The 17,333-nt window shown below is 70.6% G+C and carries 19 protein-coding genes and 1 tRNA gene; 12 read left to right on the forward strand and 8 right to left on the reverse strand.

Annotation, left to right across the window (positions count from 1 at the left end):
• Positions 1 to 79 precede the first annotated feature (79 nt).
• On the forward strand, positions 80 to 1,054 hold the full coding sequence (locus CKY28_RS08325) for an agmatine deiminase family protein (protein ID WP_095997888.1): 975 nt from the start codon (positions 80 to 82) through the stop codon (positions 1,052 to 1,054).
• The gene (gene aguB, locus CKY28_RS08330; protein ID WP_095997889.1) at positions 1,051 to 1,899 is read left to right on the forward strand and encodes an N-carbamoylputrescine amidase; all 849 of its coding nucleotides are present in this window, start codon (positions 1,051 to 1,053) and stop codon (positions 1,897 to 1,899) included. Before CKY28_RS08325 ends, aguB begins: the two co-directional genes overlap by 4 nt.
• On the opposite strand, the gene CKY28_RS08335 is transcribed toward aguB, so the two are convergent.
• The gene (locus CKY28_RS08335; RefSeq protein ID WP_095997890.1) at positions 1,896 to 2,591 is read right to left on the reverse strand and encodes a uracil-DNA glycosylase; all 696 of its coding nucleotides are present in this window, start codon (positions 2,589 to 2,591) and stop codon (positions 1,896 to 1,898) included. The two genes, aguB and CKY28_RS08335, sit on opposite strands and share 4 nt — an antisense overlap.
• Before the next feature lie 115 nt (positions 2,592 to 2,706).
• On the opposite strand from CKY28_RS08335, the gene folK reads away from it, so the two are divergent.
• A complete protein-coding gene (folK, locus tag CKY28_RS08340) occupies positions 2,707 to 3,183 on the forward strand; it encodes a 2-amino-4-hydroxy-6-hydroxymethyldihydropteridine diphosphokinase (protein WP_095997891.1) in 477 nt (158 codons plus the stop codon).
• A gap of 16 nt (positions 3,184 to 3,199) precedes the next feature.
• Positions 3,200 to 3,275 (forward strand) — tRNA-Lys (locus CKY28_RS08345).
• 42 nt (positions 3,276 to 3,317) lie between these two features.
• Here the strand turns inward: CKY28_RS08345 and CKY28_RS08350 are convergent.
• Complete coding sequence (locus CKY28_RS08350) at positions 3,318 to 3,698, reverse strand: hypothetical protein (RefSeq protein WP_176473019.1); 381 nt, start codon at positions 3,696 to 3,698, stop codon at positions 3,318 to 3,320.
• Between the two features lie 75 nt (positions 3,699 to 3,773).
• Positions 3,774 to 4,775, reverse strand: coding sequence for a UDP-glucose 4-epimerase GalE (gene galE, locus CKY28_RS08355; RefSeq protein WP_095997892.1), 1,002 nt, complete (start codon positions 4,773 to 4,775; stop codon positions 3,774 to 3,776).
• 73 nt (positions 4,776 to 4,848) lie between these two features.
• Here galE and msrA point away from each other — a divergent pair, with 73 nt between their 5' ends.
• Complete coding sequence (gene msrA / locus CKY28_RS08360; protein WP_095997893.1) at positions 4,849 to 5,391, forward strand: peptide-methionine (S)-S-oxide reductase MsrA; 543 nt, start codon at positions 4,849 to 4,851, stop codon at positions 5,389 to 5,391.
• A gap of 200 nt (positions 5,392 to 5,591) precedes the next feature.
• On the opposite strand, the gene CKY28_RS08365 is transcribed toward msrA, so the two are convergent.
• A complete protein-coding gene (locus CKY28_RS08365; RefSeq protein WP_095997894.1) occupies positions 5,592 to 6,521 on the reverse strand; it encodes an L-threonylcarbamoyladenylate synthase in 930 nt (309 codons plus the stop codon).
• Positions 6,522 to 6,570: 49 nt separating this feature from the next.
• Between CKY28_RS08365 and CKY28_RS08370 the strand changes: the two genes are divergently transcribed.
• The 3 genes from CKY28_RS08370 to CKY28_RS08380 are packed head-to-tail and all read left to right on the forward strand — an operon-like array spanning position 6,571 to position 10,096.
• Positions 6,571 to 8,250, forward strand: coding sequence for an acyl-CoA dehydrogenase family protein (locus tag CKY28_RS08370; RefSeq protein ID WP_095998564.1), 1,680 nt, complete (start codon positions 6,571 to 6,573; stop codon positions 8,248 to 8,250).
• The gene (locus CKY28_RS08375; protein ID WP_095997895.1) at positions 8,247 to 9,077 is read left to right on the forward strand and encodes an arylamine N-acetyltransferase family protein; all 831 of its coding nucleotides are present in this window, start codon (positions 8,247 to 8,249) and stop codon (positions 9,075 to 9,077) included. Before CKY28_RS08370 ends, CKY28_RS08375 begins: the two co-directional genes overlap by 4 nt.
• Positions 9,074 to 10,096 carry a glycosyltransferase family 2 protein gene (locus CKY28_RS08380; protein ID WP_095997896.1) on the forward strand — a complete coding sequence of 341 codons (1,023 nt, stop codon included), beginning with the start codon at positions 9,074 to 9,076 and terminating at the stop codon, positions 10,094 to 10,096. Before CKY28_RS08375 ends, CKY28_RS08380 begins: the two co-directional genes overlap by 4 nt.
• Here the strand turns inward: CKY28_RS08380 and CKY28_RS08385 are convergent.
• Both CKY28_RS08385 and CKY28_RS08390 read right to left on the reverse strand, forming a co-directional pair.
• Positions 10,093 to 10,446: a GntR family transcriptional regulator gene (locus tag CKY28_RS08385; protein ID WP_095997897.1), complete on the reverse strand. Its 354-nt coding sequence runs from the start codon at positions 10,444 to 10,446 to the stop codon at positions 10,093 to 10,095. The two genes, CKY28_RS08380 and CKY28_RS08385, sit on opposite strands and share 4 nt — an antisense overlap.
• 46 nt (positions 10,447 to 10,492) lie before the next feature.
• Positions 10,493 to 11,062: a nitroreductase family protein gene (locus CKY28_RS08390; RefSeq protein ID WP_095997898.1), complete on the reverse strand. Its 570-nt coding sequence runs from the start codon at positions 11,060 to 11,062 to the stop codon at positions 10,493 to 10,495.
• Between the two features lie 125 nt (positions 11,063 to 11,187).
• Here CKY28_RS08390 and CKY28_RS08395 point away from each other — a divergent pair, with 125 nt between their 5' ends.
• The 4 genes from CKY28_RS08395 (at position 11,188) to CKY28_RS08410 (ending at position 15,027) form a co-directional block, all read left to right on the forward strand.
• A complete protein-coding gene (locus CKY28_RS08395) occupies positions 11,188 to 12,807 on the forward strand; it encodes a peptide MFS transporter (RefSeq protein ID WP_095997899.1) in 1,620 nt (539 codons plus the stop codon).
• 21 nt (positions 12,808 to 12,828) lie between these two features.
• Positions 12,829 to 13,524 (forward strand): NnrU family protein, encoded by a 696-nt coding sequence (locus tag CKY28_RS08400; RefSeq protein WP_095997900.1) that lies wholly within the window; start codon positions 12,829 to 12,831, stop codon positions 13,522 to 13,524.
• Positions 13,525 to 13,607: 83 nt separating this feature from the next.
• A complete protein-coding gene (locus CKY28_RS08405; RefSeq protein ID WP_176473020.1) occupies positions 13,608 to 14,771 on the forward strand; it encodes a hypothetical protein in 1,164 nt (387 codons plus the stop codon).
• 16 nt (positions 14,772 to 14,787) lie between these two features.
• Positions 14,788 to 15,027: a hypothetical protein gene (locus tag CKY28_RS08410; protein ID WP_095997902.1), complete on the forward strand. Its 240-nt coding sequence runs from the start codon at positions 14,788 to 14,790 to the stop codon at positions 15,025 to 15,027.
• 8 nt (positions 15,028 to 15,035) lie between these two features.
• Here the strand turns inward: CKY28_RS08410 and CKY28_RS08415 are convergent, their stop codons facing one another.
• Entirely contained in the window at positions 15,036 to 16,031 is a 996-nt protein-coding gene (locus CKY28_RS08415) for an aldo/keto reductase (protein WP_095997903.1), read from the reverse strand.
• A complete protein-coding gene (locus CKY28_RS08420; RefSeq protein WP_095997904.1) occupies positions 16,006 to 17,265 on the reverse strand; it encodes a dicarboxylate/amino acid:cation symporter in 1,260 nt (419 codons plus the stop codon). The genes CKY28_RS08415 and CKY28_RS08420 overlap by 26 nt, the downstream gene beginning before the upstream one ends.
• Between the last annotated feature and the right edge of the window lie 68 nt (positions 17,266 to 17,333).

Genomic DNA, 17,333 nt, shown 5'->3' on the forward strand with positions numbered 1-17,333 from the left:
GCGGACGTTCGGGGCGGAGAACGTGAAGTCCGCGCCCTGATCTAGTCGGCCCCGCGCGCGGCCGCTAAACGCCTGCGCCATGACGAATGCGCCTCCCCCGCCCGAATGGGCGCCCCATGACGCGGTCTGGATCGGGTTCCCGTCGCATCCCGAGCTCTGGTTGGACGACCTGGAGCCCGCGCGCGCCGAGGTCGCGGCGTTCGCGCGCGCGGTCCACGCCGGCGGATCGGGGGAGCGCGTGATCCTGGTCGCCGCCGACGCGGAGGCCGGCGCGGCGGCCACCGACATGTGCCCCTTCGCCGAGGTGGTGCTGGAGCCGTTCGGCGACATCTGGCTGCGCGACACGGGGCCGATCGTCGGCGGCGAGGGCGGCGCGCACGCGTTCCGCTTCAACGGCTGGGGCGGCAAGTACGACCTGCCGGGTGACGACGACCTCGCGCCCCGGCTCGCGGCGCGGGCGGGGCTGCCGGTGGCCCAGGCCGAGTGGATCCTGGAGGGCGGCGCGATCGACGGCGACGGGACGGGCACGGTCGTCACCACGCGCCAGTGCCTGCTCAACCCCAACCGCAACCCGCAGATGGGCGAGGCCGAGGTCGAGCGTCGGCTGCGGGAGGATCTGGGCTTCAGCCGCGTGGTGTGGCTGGAGGAGGGGCTCTTGAACGACCATACCGACGGCCATGTCGACAACCTCGCGCGCTTCGTCGCGCCCGGCCGCGTGGCGATCCCGGAGGCGACGGAGAACGACCCGAACTGGCAGGTCTATCAGCACGCGGTGCGCGACGCGCGCGCGGGCGGGCTGGAGGTGGTGATCGTGCCGTCGCCCGGACGCGTGCTCAGGGACGAGGAGATCGTGCCGGCGAGCTACATGAACTTCTACGTCGGCAATGCGACGGTGGTGGTGCCGATCTACGGCGCGGCCAACGACGAGGCGGCGGTGGCCGCGATCGGCGCGCTGTTCCCCGACCGGGTGGCGATCGGGTTGAGGGCGGACCATATCCTGACGGGAGGCGGAAGCTTCCACTGCATCAGCCAGCAACTGCCGAGGCGTACGTGACCGAACTGACCGTGGGCGCGCTGCAGCTCGCCTTTTCCAACGACCTGGAACGTAACATCGCCGACGTCTCTCGCCTGGTGCGCGAGGCGGCCGCCAAAGGCGCGCAGGTGGTGCTGCCGCCCGAGCTGTTCGAGGGCGAGTATTTCTGCCGCGTCGAGGACGAGGGGCTGTTTGCCAATGCTAAGCCCGCGGGCGAGCACCGCGCGGTGCTGGCGATGCGGGAGTTGGCGCGGGAGCTCAAGATCCACATCCCGACCAGCTTCTTCGAGGCGGACGGGCCGCACCACTACAACTCGCTCGCGATGATCGGGCCCGCCGGCGAGGTCCAGGGCGTGTACCGCAAGAGCCATATTCCCGACGGGCCGGGTTATGAGGAGAAGTTCTACTTCCGCCCCGGCAATACCGGGTTCAAGGTGTGGGAGGGGCCGGGCGCGAAGCTGGGCGTGGGCGTGTGCTGGGACCAATGGTATCCGGAGACGGCGCGCGCCTTGATGCTGATGGGGGCGGAGATCCTGTTCTACCCCACCGCGATCGGCTCCGAGCCGCACGACACGTCGCTCGACACCGCCAGGCTGTGGCGGCGCGCGATGGTGGGGCATGCCGTCAGCAACGTCGTGCCCGTCGTCGCCGCCAATCGCGTCGGGACCGAGCACGGCCAGACCTTCTACGGCACCAGCTTCATCTGCGACGAGCGCGGGGACGTGTTGGCCGAGCTCGACCGCGAGGAGGAAGGCGTGATCACCGCGACGCTCGACCTCGACCGCGTCAAGCGCCACCGTGCGGCGTTCGGCTTCTTCCGCGACCGGCGGCCGGAACTGTACGGGCGGCTGACGCAGGACGTCTAGGCGGGCCGCAACTCCAGCGCGCGGGCGAACACGGCCTCGAACATGGGCGCCGTCAGCTTGCCCGTGTTCTGGTTATAGCGCGAGCAGTGGTAGCTATCGAGGAGGACGCGGCCGCCGGGCGCGGAGTGCTCCGCCAGGTGGCCGAACTTGGTCTGGGACGGCTTCAGGCCGAGCACGCGCGTGGCGGTGTCGTGGGCGATCTGGCCCAGCGCCACGAACACGCGCGCATGGGCGAGCGCCTGCACGGGGCCTTCCAGGAACGGGCGGCAGGTGCGGACCTCGGCGGGGGTGGGCTTGTTCTCCGGCGGCAGGCAGCGCACGCCGTTGACGATGATCGCGCCGTTCAAGCGGAAGCCGTCGTCGGGGCTGGCGCGGTACTCGCCGGTCGCGAGGCCGAACTTGGCGAGCGTGGCGTAGAGCAGCTCGCCCGCGTAATCGCCCGTGAAGGCGCGCCCCGTCCGGTTCGCGCCGTGCTTGCCGGGTGCCAAGCCCACGATCGCGAGCCAGGCTTGCGGGTCGCCAAAGGCGGGGACGGGCGCGTTCCACCAGTCCGGATGCCCGCGGCGGCACTCTTCGCGGAACGCGACGAGGCGCGGGCAGAGCGGGCAGTCGTGCGGAGGTTCGGTATGGGGAAGCGGCGACGGAGCCGGCCCGTCGAAATACTCACCTTCGTGCTGAGCTTGTCGAAGCACCGCTTTTCTCGCCACCGTGGAAAGAAGAACAGCCGTTGGGCTACGCCCGCCTGCGGCCCGACAAGCTCAGGGCGAACGGATGTATTTAGCTGAAACGAGGCCCTAAGCGCGACGCATGGGGACGGCAACCTATCTGGTGGCCTTAGGCTCAAACCGGCGGAGCAGGTGGGGCTCGCCGGAGCGGACGGTCGCGGCGGCGCTCGACGCGATCGGCGGGGTGATCGCCGCGTCGCCGCTGCTCGGCACGCCCGCCATGGGGCCGTCGTCCAGGCGTTTCGTCAATGCGGTGGCGCTGGTCGAGAGCGCGGAGGAGCCGCCGGCGATGCTCGAACGGCTGAAGCGGATCGAGCGCGGCTTCGGACGGCGGCCCGGCCGGCGCTGGGGCGCGCGGGTGATCGACCTCGACCTGATCGGCTGGTCGGGCGGCACCTGGGCGGGTCCGGGCCTCGTCGTGCCGCACCCGTCCTTCCGCGAGCGTCGCTTCGTGCTCGCGCCCTTGGCGGCGGTCGCACCCCGCTGGCGCGATCCGGTGACGGGGCGGACGGCGCGGCAGTTGCTGGCGCTGGTTGACCGGCGGCGACCGCGCTCCTAGGTCCGGCTCGCCTCGTGGGTCCGTAGCTCAGTCGGTAGAGCAAGCGACTTTTAATCGAGAGGTCCCGGGTTCGAGCCCCGGCGGACCCACCAGGCGACCCGGCCGGACCTGAGCCCGGCCGGAGCCGCATCACATCAGGCCTTCTTGCGGCCGCGCTTCGGGTTGGCGGCGGCTTCCTTGTCCTCCTCTTCGTCGCCCTGCTCCTCGCCGGCCTCGGTCAGCGCTTCGCCCAATGCACGGATCTTGTCGCCGTTCTTGTCGGCGCGGTCGGCGATCTTGACGGTGTTCTGGCCGAGCCGGTGCAGGAGCGCGTGGATGCGGTCGGCATCCGGGTTGTCCTTCTCGAGCTGCTTCCGGAGCGACTGCAGATCGCGCAGGATGCCCTTGGCGCCGGTCACGTCCGTGTCGGCGAGCGCCGTCTCCCAATCCTCCACCAGGTGTGCGCCCTTGTCGGGCTTGGTCTGCTCCAGCCCCTTGTTGACCGCGTTCATGGTGGCCGCGAACTTGATCGCCATTCCTTGTCCTTTCCCTCCGCCGCGTGCGTGCGGCGCGGGGGAGGGAAGGCTTGGGCGAACGGGAGGTTCCGCCGCTTAGGGGCCCATTTCGGCGAGCCGACGCTCCCAGGCGAGCGCGTCCTGGACGATGGTGTCGAGGTCGTCGCGCTCGGGCCGCCAGCTGATCGTTGACAGGATCGCGCCGTTGTCGGCGACGAGCTCCGCCGGGTCGCCCGCGCGGCGGCCCTCCAGCTTGCGCTGAATCTTCATGTTGGTAACCCTGTCCACCGCGTCGAGCACTTCGAGCACGGAGAAGCCGCGGCCGTAGCCGCAGTTGAGCGTGTGGCTCTCGGCCGGGCGCTCGACCAGCAGCGCGAGCGCGGCGACGTGCGCCGCGGCGAGGTCGGAGACGTGGATGTAGTCGCGCACGCCCGTGCCGTCGCGGGTCGGGAAGTCGGTGCCGAACACGGCCACGTGCGCGCGCTTGCCGGTGGCGGCCTCGGCGGCGATCTTGATGAGATGCGTCGCGCCTTGCGTCGACTGGCCCGAGCGGCCCTCGGGGTCGGCGCCGGCGACGTTGAAGTAGCGGAGTGCGCAGTAATTCATCGGGTGCGCGAAGGCGACGTCGCGGAGCATGTGCTCCGTCATCAGCTTCGACATGCCATAGGGGTTGATGGGCCGCTGCGGGTCGCTCTCCTTGATCGGCACGCGCTCGGGCGTGCCGTAGGTCGCCGCCGTCGAGGAGAAGATGAAGTGCGGCACGCCGGTCACGACCGCGCTCTCGATCAGCGCGCGCGAGGCGGCGGTGTTGTTGCGGTAGTATTTGAGCGGATCGCTGACGGACTCGGGCACGACCACCGAACCGGCGAAGTGCATGATGGCGCGGACGCTATGATCTCGGATGACGTCGCGCACGCGCCCGTCGGCGACGTCCGCCACCTCCAGCGTCGCGCGCGGGTCGACGGCCCAGTCGAAGCCGGTGACGAGATTATCGACGACTACGACCTCGTAGCCCGCGTCCAACAGCGCGAGCACGGCGTGGCTGCCGATATAGCCTGCGCCGCCCGTCACCATCACCTTACCGTTCAGCGCCGCCATATCCACTCCCTGGACCGTCGTTGCCGGCCCCCTAGCGGCTTCCTATCTTCGGCGAAACCAACGGAGATCAGACATGACCGAATATGCGACGCTGGCCGGCGGCTGCTTCTGGTGCACGGAGGCGGTGTTCAAGGACGTGATCGGCGTCGAAACGGTCGAGAGCGGCTATATCGGTGGGCGCGTGCCCAACCCCACCTACAAGCAGGTCTGCGGCGGCGACACGGGCCATGCGGAGGCGATCCGCGTCGGGTTCGACCCGAATCAGGTGAGCTACGCCGACCTGCTCGACATCTTCTTCGCGACGCACGATCCGACGCAGCTCAACCGGCAGGGCAACGACGTCGGCACGCAGTATCGCTCGGCGATCTTTCCGCATTCGGCGGAGCAGGAGGCGGAAGCCCGCGCCGCGATCGAGCGGGCGCAGGCGGATAGTCCCAAGCCGATCGTGACGACGATCGAGCCCTTGTCCGAGTGGTACACGGCCGAGGGCTACCACCAGGACTATTGGGAGACGTCCGGGCGGTCTAACCCGTACTGCATGGCGGTGATCCCGCCCAAGCTGCAGAAGCTGCGCAAGAGCTTCGCGGCGCGGGCGAAGTCGATGGCGAACGCTTAGGCTTTCGTAGCTATATTCCTTCACCCCGGACATGGGTCCCCAGCAAAGTATTACTTTGCCGGGCGCCCTGTTCCGGGGTCCATCGTTGTCCGCGCGCATCGGTCGCCGGTGATGAGCGGCCGCTTACCTCTTCCTGGCGACCGGATCATGCGCACCACGATGGACCCCGGAACAAGTCCGGGGTGACGGGACTGTACGTATCAGCGGTACGCCGCCCTGGTCAGCCGATCGTTGATCGCCTCGCCGATGCCGTGCGCCGGGATCGGCGCGACGGCGATGCGAAGTTTCGTGGCCGCGTCGGCGCGGTGCAGCGCGTCGAACAGGCGCGCGGCGGCTTGCGTGAGGTCGCCTCCGGATGAGAGCGTCTCGTCGCCCGCGATCGGGCCGAAACCGATGTGCCACTCGTCCGCGTCGGCGGCGGTCACGTCGAGGCGCACGGGTTTGCTCGGGGCGTAGTGGCTGAGGAGCTGGCCGGGGGCGGTGATCGCGTCGCCGACGCGCTCGGCCAGAGGGCCGAGGACGGCGGCGACCTGCTCCGCGGTGATCGGGCCGGGGCGCAGGATCGTGCGACCGCCGACGATGGTCGACTCCAGCCCCGCCTCCGTCGGTCCGTCGTCGAGGATCAGCGGCACGGTCGCGCCCAGGCTGGCGGCGACGTGCTCGGCGCGGGTGGGGCTGATATGCCCTGAGCGGTTGGCGCTAGGGGCCGCGAGCGGCATGCCGGCGGCGCGGAGAAGCGCCTGCATCGCGCGATGGGCGGGGACGCGGATCGCGACGGAGGGAAGGCCGGCGGTGACGAGCGACGCGACGGGCGCGCCTTCGCGCAACGGCAGCACGAGCGTGAGCGGGCCGGGCCAGAAGGCCTGCGCCAGCGCGCGCGCGTCCGCGTCGAACACGGCCAGCGCCTCCGCCGCCGCCGGGTCGGGCACATGGACGATCAGCGGGTTGAACGAGGGCCGGCCCTTGGCGGCGTAGATGCGGGCGACCGCTTCGGCGCGCGTGGCGTCGGCGGCGAGGCCGTAGACCGTCTCGGTCGGTACCGCGACGGGCTGGCCGTCGATGATCAGGCGCGCGGCTTCGGCCAGGGCGGGCTCGCCGAAGGGCAGGATGCGCGGGGCTGGATCGGGCATGGCGCGCCGCTATATCGGCCGCATCACCCCTTACGCCAGAGGAACGGGCATGGTCTTCACCCCCGCCGTTGCGGAGCAGCGTTTCGTGCTCGATCACGTCGTCGGCGTCGGCGAGCTCGGCGCCGAGCCGGACATCGTCGACGCGGTGCTGGAAGGCGTGGGCCAGTTCGCGGAAGGCGAGTGGGCGCCGTTGAAGCGCGTCGGCGACGTGGTGGGCGCGAAGTGGTCGGAGGATGGCGTGCGTATGCCCGACGGCTTCCCCCAGGCGTACCGCGCGTACGTGGAGGGCGGCTGGGGCACGATCGGGGTGCCGGAAGCTTATGGCGGGCAGGGTCTGCCCTTCGCGATCCAGACCGCCGTTTTGGAGACGCTGGGTGCCGCCAACATGGCGTTCGCGCTCTGCCCCACGCTGACGGTGGGTGCGGTCGAGGCGCTGCAGCACCACGGGACGCCCGAGCAGCAGCGACTCTACCTGCCCAAGCTCGCGACGGGCGAGTGGACGGGGACGATGAACCTGACGGAGCCGCAAGCCGGGTCGGACGTCGGCGCGTTGCGCGCGAAGGCGGAGCCGCGGGACGACGGTACGTGGTCGATCACCGGCACCAAGATCTATATCTCGTTCGGCGACCACGACATGGCGGACAACATCGTCCACCTCGTGCTCGCGCGCACGCCGGACGCACCGGCGGGAACCAAGGGCATCTCGCTCTTTCTCGTCCCTAAGTACCGGTTGAACGAGGACGGGACGGCCGGCGCGTTCAACGACGTCCGCGTGGTGTCGATCGAGCACAAGATGGGGCTGCACGCCTCGCCCACCTGCGTGCTCAGCTTCGGCGATCATGGCGACTGCGTGGGCGAGCTGATCGGGCCGGTGGGCGGCGGCATGCGCGCCATGTTCACCATGATGAACAATGCGCGCCTGAACGTCGGGCTGCAGGGCGTGCAGGTGGCCGAGGCCGCGACGCAGAAGGCGGTGAGCTACGCGCTGGAGCGGGTGCAGGGCGCACGCAACGGCGCTCAGGCGCGCATCGTCGAGCACCCGGATGTGCGCCGTATGCTGCTGCGGATGAAGGCGCAGACGCAGGCCGCGCGCGCGCTCGTCTACTACGCCGCGGGCATGGTCGACCGGGCGTACAAGGGCGACGCCGAGGCGAAGGGCAGGCTCGAGCTGCTGACGCCGCTCGCCAAGGCGCACGCGACCGACATCGGCTGCGAGGTGTCGAGCATCGGCATCCAGGTGCACGGCGGCATGGGTTACGTCGAGGAGACGGGGGCGGCGCAGTTCTTCCGCGACGCGCGCATCACGCCCATTTACGAGGGCACCAACGGCATTCAGGCCGCCGACCTCGTCGGGCGCAAGCTCGGCCTCGACAATGGCGGCGTGTTCGCCAGGCTGGTCGAGGACATGCGCCGCGACGCCGAAGCCGAGGACCTGAAGGCGCTGGTCGAGACGTGCGACACGGTCGGGCGCAGGCTCGCCACGGCGGAAGCGGACGACAAGCTCGCGGCCTCCTACCCCTTCCTGACGATGCTCTCGACGGCCGTGTGCGGCTGGTTGATGGAGCGGCAGCTGCGTGCGGCCGGGGACGACGCGTTCGGGCGCACCAAGACGGCGGTGGCGCGCTTCTACCTCGACCAGGTCGTGCCCGAGGCGCTGGGCCTGCGCGCCGCCGCGACGCAGAGCGCGGCGCCGCTCTACGCGATCGAGCCGGAAGCCTTCGCCGCGTGAGTTTCGACGCCGACGCCTATCTAGCGCGCGTGCGACTGCCCGCGCGGCCGACGGCGGACAGCTATGGGCTGGTCGCCGTGCAGCGCGCCCATAGACTGGCGATCCCGTTCGAGAACCTGGACGTGATCCTCGGCCGCGGGATCGCGATCGACTCCGCGGCGGTGTTCGGCAAGCTCGTGACCGCCAAGCGCGGCGGCTACTGCTTCGAGCATAACCGGCTGTTCCTCGATGCGCTGGAGGCGTTCGGGTTCGAGGCCAGGCCGCTGCTCGCGCGCGTCTGGCTGAACGGGGAGGATACGCCGCCGCTGACGCATACGCTGAGCCTGGTAGCGTTGGACGGACAGGAGTGGATCGCCGATCCCGGCTTCGGCGGCAGCTACGCCCCGCCCATGCCGCTCGCCGACGGCGCGGAGGCGGAAGCGCCCGACGGCGCGCGGTTCCGGCTTCAGCGCGACGAGACGCACGGCTGGATGCTGCTGCGCCGGGGAGACGCGGAGACGACGGACGGGCGTGGGGCGGGCGAGGGCTGGCGGCCGCAGTACAGCTTCACCACGGGCGAAGTATGGGACGCCGATCTGGCGATGGGTAACTGGTGGAGCTCGACCGCGCCCGCCAGCCGCTTTCGCCAGCTGGTGATCGCCTCCATCGTGCTGCCGCGCGGCTTCGCGAGCCTGACCGACCGCCGCTATCGCCGCCGCGCGGGGACCGAGGACGCTGCGGGCGAGATCGACGATCCGCGCGTGTATCGGATGCGCATGAGCCTGATGTTCGGGATCGATCTGTCGAAGGACGAGGTGGCGGGGCTCAAGCTCTTCGCGGACGCATGACGCTCGTCTCCGTCGTCGTGCCCGTGTTCAACCGGGCGCATGTGGTGGGCGACGCGGTGGGCAGCCTCCTGCGGCAGACGCACGCCGAGCTGGAGGTGGTGGTCGTCGACGATGGTTCGACTGACGCCTCGGTTGCGGTCGTCGAGGCGTTCGGCGACGGCCGCGTGCGCGTCGTGCGGCACGAGGCGAACCGCGGCATCCCGCACGCGCGCAACACGGGGCTGGAGGCGGCGCGGGGGCGCTACATCGCTTGGCTCGACAGCGACGACGTGGCGCGGCCGACGCGGATCGCCGAGCAGCTGGCGTTCCTGAAGGCGAACCCGGAGGTCGCGCTGGTGGGCGCGTGCGCGGGCAAGCTCCGCGCCGATGGGCGGCGCAAACGCGGCGTGCGCGTGCCGCCGACCGAGCACGCGGTGATCGCGCCCTGGCTGCTGTTCCGATCCGCCTTCCAGCAATCGGCGGTGATGGCGCGGGCGGACGTGCTGCGACGCTTCCCGTACCGGCCCGACCTGCCGGTGTGCGAGGACCTGGACCAGTTTCAGCGAATCGCGGCCGAGCACCGCGTCGCCAACTTGGCGGCCGTGCTCGTCGATCGGCGCGTGCACCCCGACCAGACGATCCGGCGGCGGCAGGACGCGATCAAGGCGATGAAGCTGAAACTCGCGCCGCCCTGGCTCGAGCGGTTGGGGATGCGGTTCGGGTCCGACGACGTGGCGCGGCACGTGCAGCTGGGGAACCGGAAGCAGGCGAGTGTGCCGGCGGACGCGGACTTCCTGCGCTGGGCGGAGGCGTGGCTGCACGGTTTGCAGGCCGCTAACGCGTGGACGGACGCGTACGACGGGCAAGGGCTGGCGGTGGCGGGCGGCTGGTTCTGGGCGCTGGCCTGCGCGGATGCGGCATCCACAATCGGGCGCGGGCGGGCGTTGGGGCGGTTCGCAGGGTCGGAGCTCGCGCGCGGGTTGACGGGCGAGGCGGGCCGCCGGTGGTTGCGGGCGGCGCTGGGCGTGTGGCGGGGTTAGGCCCGCTCGCGCTCCATCAGCTCGTCGACCTCGAGGCCGAGCAGGCGGATGTGGTCGCGGATGCGCGGCCAGTGCTGGGTGATGAACGTCTCGCGCTCGGCGACGCGCAGGCGGTCGGCGGCGCCGGCGAGGACGAACATGCCCACGCCTCGGCGGACCTCGACGTAGCCGTCGTCCTGGAAGCTCTGATAGGCTTTGGCGACGGTGAGCGGGTTCGCGCCGTACTCGGCGGCGAGCGCCCGGACCGAAGGAAGCTGGTCGCCGGCGCCGTAGCGGCCGCGCAGGATGGCGGCGGCGATATGGCCCCGAAGGCGGAGATAGACCGGGCTGTCCTCGCTGAACGCTGTCATACCGAGTTAGTACAGCAGCCCGGAACTCGCGTCGAGTCCTTCGGCCTCACCATTGCGTCAGTATGCGGGATAGGTCGGGACGCGGCCGTTCCTCCAGCGGCCTTGACGGCGTGCCGATGAAGACGAAGCCGACGATCCGCTCGTGCGGCTTCCCGAACGCGTCGCGCACCGCGTCGCTCTCGGACGCCCAGCCGGTGAGCCAGCCCGCGGCATAGCCGTGCGCGTGCGCGGCGTGGAGCAGGTTCATCACCGCCGCGCCCGCCGACATCTCCTGCTCCCAGCGCGGAATGGGCCGTTCGTCGCTGGGCGACGAGAGCACCACGACCAGCGCGGGCGCTTGAGCCGCGAACTGGGCGAGGCCGTCGAGCTCGCCGGGCTTGGGCTCGCCTTCCGCGGTGCGCGCTTCGACCAGCAGCTCCGCCAGCGCGGCGCGGCGTTCGGGGCCGACCAGCACGAAGCGCCAAGGGGAGAGCTTGCCGTGGTCGGGCGTGCGCGCGGCGATCTCGACCATGGTGCGGAGCTCGTCCGCGGAAGGGCCGGGCGCGACGAGGTCGCGGGGCTTGCCGGAGCGGCGGGTCCGGAGCGCGGACAGGTAGGAGGAGCGGTCGTTGAGCATCGCGCGGGCATGTAGCGCGCGGGGGCGATATTTACACGGGCGTGCGAGCCGCTAGGGTTCAGCGCCTGTAAACAGACCGGGTTCCAGGCCGGACCCGGCGTTTCCTGTTGTTCGGAGAGCGTGCCTTGCCCATCATCCCGTCGATCGCCTTGGGCTTTCTGCTGCTGCTGATCGGCGGCGGCGCCTATGCGGCCACGACCCGCTCGCCAGAGTTCCTGGGCCATCCCAAGGGGCTCTACGTCCTGTTCTTCGCCGAGATGTGGGAGCGCTTCTCCTTCTACGGCATGCGGGCGCTCTTGATCTTCTACCTGACCAAGCACTGGCTGTTCGACGACGGCAAGGCGAACCTGATCTACGGCGCGTATCTCAGCCTCGTCTATGTCACGCCCGTGCTGGGCGGTTGGGTGGCCGACCGCTATCTCGGCCAGCGCAAGGCGACGCTCTACGGCGCGCTGCTGCTCACCTTCGGGCACTTCCTCATGGCGTTCGAGGGCGGCGGCGGTCAGGCCGATCCGGCGATCAACATCTTCTGGCTGGCGCTCGCCTTCATCATCGTGGGCTCAGGCTTTCTGAAGGCCAACATCTCGGTGATCGTGGGCCAGCTCTATCCGCTGACCGACGTGCGGCGCGACGGCGCGTACACGATCTTCTACATCGGCATCAACGTGGGCGCGACGCTGGGCGTGATCCTGGCGGGCTGGCTGGGCGAGACGTATGGCTGGGCCTACGGGTTCGGCGCGGCGGGCATCGGCATGCTTTTGGGCCTGGTCGTGTTCGTGCTGGGCAAGCCGCTGCTGCTGGGCAAGGGCGAGGCGCCGCGGCCGCTCACCAAGTCGACCGAATGGTCGCTCTACGGCGTCGGCCTGGCCGCCGTGGCGGTGATGTGGGCGCTGATCCAGTATCAGGACGTGATCCAGACGCTGCTGATCGTCTCGGGCGTGGCGCTGCTGGGTTACGTGCTGTTCGAAAGCTTCAAGCTCGAGCCGCACGCCCGCGACCGCATGTTCGCGGTGCTGTTCCTGATCGCGCTCAACCCCGTCTTCTGGGGCCTGTTCGAGCAGGCGGGCGGGTCGCTCAACCTCTACACCGACCGCTTCGTCGACCGCGGCGGCGTGCCCGCGTCGCTGTTCCAGTCGATCAACCCGATCTACATCGTGCTCCTGGGGCCGATCTTCGCCGGGCTCTGGGTATGGCTGGGCCGGCGCGGGCTGGAGCCGTCGGCGCCCGCCAAGTTCGGCTTGGCGCTCTTGCAGGTGGGCCTCGCCTTTCTCGTGTTCGTCTGGGGCGCGCGTTCGGTCGGGCTCGCGGTCGCGACGCCCGTCTTCTTCGTGTTCGCGATCTACTTCCTCCAGACCACCGCCGAGCTCTGCCTGTCGCCCGTCGGCCTATCGGCGATGAACCGGCTGGCGCCCAAGCACCTGGCGAGCCTCATCATGGGCGCGTGGTTCTACATGACGGCGGTGGGTAACTTCGTCGCGGGCAAGATCGGCGAGGCCACCGGCGGCGAGTCGGGCGAGATGACCAAGGAGGGGACGCTCGCGGTGTACGACACGATCGGCTGGTGGACGATTGGGATCGGTGTGGCCGTGCTGGCGGTGTCGCCGGTGATCCGGCGGCTGATGCACCTCGATACGCTGCGCGACGACGATACGCGCGTCAGCGACCACGCGATGCTGGGCGAGGCCGAGCTGGCCGAGCCGCAGGCGGCCGGCATCCGCACCCGGGGCGAGACCAAGCCGGCGTGACGGCGGGATGAGCGACCCCGGATGAGCGATTGGGGCTGGGTCGCGGCCGCGGCGGCGGCGTTCGTCGGCTCGCACCTGTCGCTCAGCCACCTGTTCCGAGGTCCGCTCGTGGCGGCGCTGGGGTCGCGCGGGTTCCTGCTCGTCTACTCGCTCGTCGCGGCGGGCACGCTGGGGTGGCTGGTCTCCGCTTACCGGGCGAGCGCGCTGACGCCGCCGTTATGGCCGGTGGGCGACGCGATCTGGGCGGTGGCGACCGTCGTCACCCTGGTGGCGAGCGTGCTGTTCATGGGCTCGCTCGTCCGCAACCCCGCCTTTCCCAGCGGCGGCCCGCCCGCCGAGCCGCCGCGCGAGGCGCGGGGCGTGTATGCGGTGACGCGGCATCCGATGATGTGGGCGTTCGCGCTCTGGGGCCTCGCGCACATCGCCGTTCATCCGGTCGCGGCGCAGATCGTGCTGGCGGGCTCGATCGTGGTGCTGGCGCTGGCGGGGAGCGCGCTCCAGGACCGCAAGAAGCTCGCGCGCGAGCCGGGGTGGCGGGCGTGGGAGGCGCGGACGAGCTTCTGGCCGTTCGCCGCGATCGCGGGCGGCCGCGCGCGGCTGGGCGGGTTCGGGGGGCACGCGCTGGGCGGCGGCGTGGTGCTGTGGCTGGGCGCGACCTGGGCGCACATGCCGCTCGCGGGCTGGGCGGCGGGGGTGTGGCGCTGGATCCATGGGTGAGCGGCGCTAGTCTTTTCGACTATTCAGTATGGCCGGTCAGATTTCCTAAATAGCGTGCGACGTCACCAGAATGGAGCATGGACATGCTGCCCCCGTCCGGCATCCGCGCCGCGTCCGCCGCGCCCTCCTTTCCCAATGACCCGAGCGCCGCGGCGCGTCAGGCGCTGGCCGCCGCCAAGCCGGGCGATGGCGCGGTCGACGTCGCCGAACTCGGGTCGCAGATCGCCGCGCTCCGGGCGCAGAACCCGCAACTGGCCGACTCGGCGCGCGCGCATATCGAGCGGACGTTGACGCCTACGCAGCGCGGCGAGCTGTCGCGCGCGATCGACCGGGTGCCCGCGCCTGAAAAGGGGCCCGGCGCCGGAGAGCTCGCGCTCGACGTGACGCAGATCGGTCTCGACATTGCGGGGCTGCTCGATCCGACGCCGGTCTCGGACGGGGCGAACACCGCCATCTCGCTGTTCCGGGGCGACTGGGCGGGCGCGGGCATCTCCGCGCTGGGGATGATCCCCTATCTCGGCGACGCGGCCAAGCTCGGCAAGCTGGGCAAGTGGGGCGAGACGATCGCCAAAGCGGTCGACTTCGCGCGCGTGAACCCGGGTTTCGCCGCGAGGATCGCGCCCGCGCTCGAGGGGATCGCGTCCGCGATCCGCCAGGCGCCGCTCGACAAGCTGCCCGACGGCGCGCGCCAGGCGCTGGAGGGGATCGCGACCAAGATCGAGGGCCACCTCGCCGAAGGCGCACGGGTCGCGGACGCGGCGCGCACCTCCGGGATCCCGGAGGCGAAAGTCCGCGAGATCGTGGCCACGCCCAAGGGCGAGCGGCCGTCACCGTCGACCTACATGTCGGACGCAGACATTGCGGCGCACCTCAAACCCTTCCAGGAGTCGGGCGCGGTGCGCTTCACGTCCAAGTCCGGCGTCGAGAAGTACGGGACGTTGGGTCCGGCGAACGGCACCTTCACCATCCCGCGCAGCGAGCTCGACCGGGTGCTGAAGGAGACCGGCGGCGATCTCGCCCAGGTGGAGGCGAAGCTGGGCCTCGATCCGGGCACGCTGTCGAACGGCGACACGTTGATCGCGTTCATCAAGCCCGGCGACCTGAACAACCTGCGCGTGCCGAGCGGCAACGAGGCGGGAGCGAACACCTATTGGGTGCCGGGCGGTCGTACGTCGGGTGGCGTGCCCGAGGCCACGGTCGACGTGCCCGCGGGGACGCGCTACACCCCCATCACGCTCGCACCCTGACCCGAGGAGTTGGCCGATGAGGATCATCGAAGGCGAGGAAAAGATCACCACCGGCCCCCGCGCGCCGGACGACGCCGATACGGTGCGCGGCGAGGGCTGGATCGCGGTCCGGCGCGACGGCGGCCATTTCCTGGAGTACGACGCCGGCGAGATCCAGTCGCGCGACGTCTCGCTGCCGATCAGCGCGGAGGAGTTCGACCGGCTGCGCGTCGACCACTCGCAATTCCTGCCGATCGTCTACGCGCACGGCGGATAGGCGGTGATTTAGAGCCGCACCATCGCCATCGCCCTTTCGCCGTATCGCGGCCCCGCCGTCCCGCCTCGGGGAGCGGCCTCGTCCAGCCGCTGTAGGTCATCTGCGCTGAGCTCCAGGTCCGCCGCCGCCATCGAGTCCTCCAGCGTTTGGCGGCGCTTGGAGCCGGGGATGGGGACGATGTCCTCACCCTGCGCGAGCAGCCAAGCGAGCGCGACCTGGGCGGGGCTGCGGCCGTGGGCTTCGGCGACCTCCTTGACGACCTCGACCACGGCCATGTTCTTGGCGAAGTTCTCCTCGGAGTAGCGCGGGTCCTGGCGACGATAGTCGCCCTCCGGCAGGTCGTCGCGGCTCTTGATCTGTCCGGTCAGGAAGCCGCGGCCGAGCGGGGAGTAGGGGACGAAGCCGATGCCGAGCTCGCGGCAGAGCGGCAGGATCTCCTCCTCCACGTCGCGTTCCCAGAGCGAGTATTCGCTCTGCAGCGCGTGGATGGGGTGGACGGCGGCGGCGCGGCGGATCGTGTCGGGGCCGGCCTCGGAGAGCCCCAAGTGGCGGACCTTGCCCTCGACCACCAGCTCGCCCATCGCGCCGACCGTCTCCTCGATGGGCACGTTGGGGTCGACGCGGTGCTGGTAGAAGAGGTCGATCGTCTCCACGCCGAGGCGCTTCAGCGACCCCTCGCAGGCGCGCTTCACGTTGACCGGCGTCGAGTCGACGCCCGACATGCGGCCGCGCTCGTCGTAGCGGAAGCCGAACTTGGTCGCGATGACGACGCGGTCGCGCTTGCCCCGGATCGCTTCGCCGACCAGCTCCTCGTTGCGGCGGGGGCCGTAAATTTCGGCGGTGTCGAAGAATGTGACGCCCAGCTCGATCGCGCGGTGGATGGTGGCGATGCTCTCGCGGTCGTCGGCCTGGCCGTACATGTTGGCGCCCACGCCCGCCATCGGCATGCAGCCCAGGCCGAGTGCGGAGACCTCGAACTCAGGGCCGAGCGAGCGGTACTTCATGGGCGGGTTCCTCCGGCGTGTGGGCGGAAACGACGGTGGTGGCCGCCAGGTCCATCGACACGTTGCCCAACGTCCGGAAGATGTCCGGGAAGGTCTCGACGGCGATCAAGAGGCCTAGCGGCTCGATCGGTACGCCGAGCGCGACGCAGACGGGAGCTACCGAGGCGAAGAAGCTGATCTGCGCGGGCAGGCTGATCGAGCCCAAGGACACGAGCGCGCCGGTGAGCACGGCCGCGGCGAGCGCGCCGGGGGCGACCGGGTAACCGAACCAGCGCGCGATGTAGATGGCGATGGCGACGTTCATCGCGGGCTGCGTCGCGCGGAACATGGCGACCGCGAGCGGGAGGGCGACGCCGGCCTTGGCTTCCGCGATGCCCAAGGTCCGCGCGCCGGCGAGCATGGCGGGGAGGCTGGCGAGCGAGGATTGCGTGGAAATCGCCACCGCCTGCGCGGGCGCCAGCGCGCGGGCGAAGCGGAGCGGCGAGGTGCGGCCTCCGATCCAGGCGATCGGGTAGGCGAGGAGCATGATCACTGCGCCGATCGCCGAGACGATCAGGATGTAGTGGACGAGCGCGCCGAACGCGGTGACGCCCGCGCGCGCGCCCACACCGTAGGCGAGCGCGAACACGCCGATGGGCGCGAGCCACAACACCCAATCGATGATCACCAGCATGGTGTCGCGGATCGCGGCGAAGGCGCGCACCAGCACGCCGCGCGCGGCCGGGTCGATGCGCGTCATCGCGAACGCAAAGGCGAGCGTGAAGATGATGAGCGAGAGCAGCGCGTTGTCGACCGCCGCCTTGACGACGTTGGTGGGCACGATGGTGGAGAAGAACTCCGCGAGCGGCGGGGGCGGCGTCACCTGCTCCGCGCCGCCCAGCGCCTGCCGGAGCGAGGCGGCGGCCTCGGCGGGGACAGGGAAGAGGTCGAGCAGCACGGGCGTCAGCAGCGCGGAGACGGTGCCGGTAACGAACACGAGCGCCAGGATCAGCCCGATCATGCGCGCGGTGACGCGGCCCGCCCCGGCGGCCACGGCCGTGTCGGCAACGGCGGTGACGAGCAGCGCCACGACGAGCGGGATCACCGTCATCTGCAACCCTGCGAGCCAGGCGCTGCCGAGCGGACCGGTGACCAGCAGCGCGCTCTGGGCGGCCGTCGGCGACAGCGCGGCCGCGCCGATGCCGACGAGCAGGCCGGCGACGAGGGACAGGAGGATCAGCGTGGCTCGCGACATGCTCGCTCTTTGGTTATGGAGGGCGCTGGAAAGGCGCGGAAAAGACTGCGCATAGCGAACGGCTCAGG

Origin of the sequence: Sphingomonas lenta, assembly GCF_002288825.1 — a bacterium.
Classification (GTDB): Bacteria; Pseudomonadota; Alphaproteobacteria; order Sphingomonadales; family Sphingomonadaceae; genus Sphingomonas; species Sphingomonas lenta.

Coding starts and splice junctions, on each gene's coding strand:
- CKY28_RS08410 (WP_095997902.1), top strand. CDS start 14,788: ATGAGGATCATCGAAGGCGAGGAAAAGATCACCACCGGCCCCCGCGCG.
- CKY28_RS08370 (WP_095998564.1), top strand. CDS start 6,571: ATGGTCTTCACCCCCGCCGTTGCGGAGCAGCGTTTCGTGCTCGATCAC.
- msrA (WP_095997893.1), top strand. CDS start 4,849: ATGACCGAATATGCGACGCTGGCCGGCGGCTGCTTCTGGTGCACGGAG.
- CKY28_RS08420 (WP_095997904.1), bottom strand. CDS start 17,265: ATGTCGCGAGCCACGCTGATCCTCCTGTCCCTCGTCGCCGGCCTGCTC.
- CKY28_RS08365 (WP_095997894.1), bottom strand. CDS start 6,521: ATGCCCGATCCAGCCCCGCGCATCCTGCCCTTCGGCGAGCCCGCCCTG.
- CKY28_RS08325 (WP_095997888.1), top strand. CDS start 80: ATGACGAATGCGCCTCCCCCGCCCGAATGGGCGCCCCATGACGCGGTC.
- CKY28_RS08350 (WP_176473019.1), bottom strand. CDS start 3,698: ATGGCGATCAAGTTCGCGGCCACCATGAACGCGGTCAACAAGGGGCTG.
- CKY28_RS08405 (WP_176473020.1), top strand. CDS start 13,608: ATGCTGCCCCCGTCCGGCATCCGCGCCGCGTCCGCCGCGCCCTCCTTT.
- CKY28_RS08380 (WP_095997896.1), top strand. CDS start 9,074: ATGACGCTCGTCTCCGTCGTCGTGCCCGTGTTCAACCGGGCGCATGTG.
- CKY28_RS08390 (WP_095997898.1), bottom strand. CDS start 11,062: ATGCTCAACGACCGCTCCTCCTACCTGTCCGCGCTCCGGACCCGCCGC.
- CKY28_RS08415 (WP_095997903.1), bottom strand. CDS start 16,031: ATGAAGTACCGCTCGCTCGGCCCTGAGTTCGAGGTCTCCGCACTCGGC.
- CKY28_RS08400 (WP_095997900.1), top strand. CDS start 12,829: ATGAGCGATTGGGGCTGGGTCGCGGCCGCGGCGGCGGCGTTCGTCGGC.
- galE (WP_095997892.1), bottom strand. CDS start 4,775: ATGGCGGCGCTGAACGGTAAGGTGATGGTGACGGGCGGCGCAGGCTAT.
- folK (WP_095997891.1), top strand. CDS start 2,707: ATGGGGACGGCAACCTATCTGGTGGCCTTAGGCTCAAACCGGCGGAGC.
- CKY28_RS08385 (WP_095997897.1), bottom strand. CDS start 10,446: ATGACAGCGTTCAGCGAGGACAGCCCGGTCTATCTCCGCCTTCGGGGC.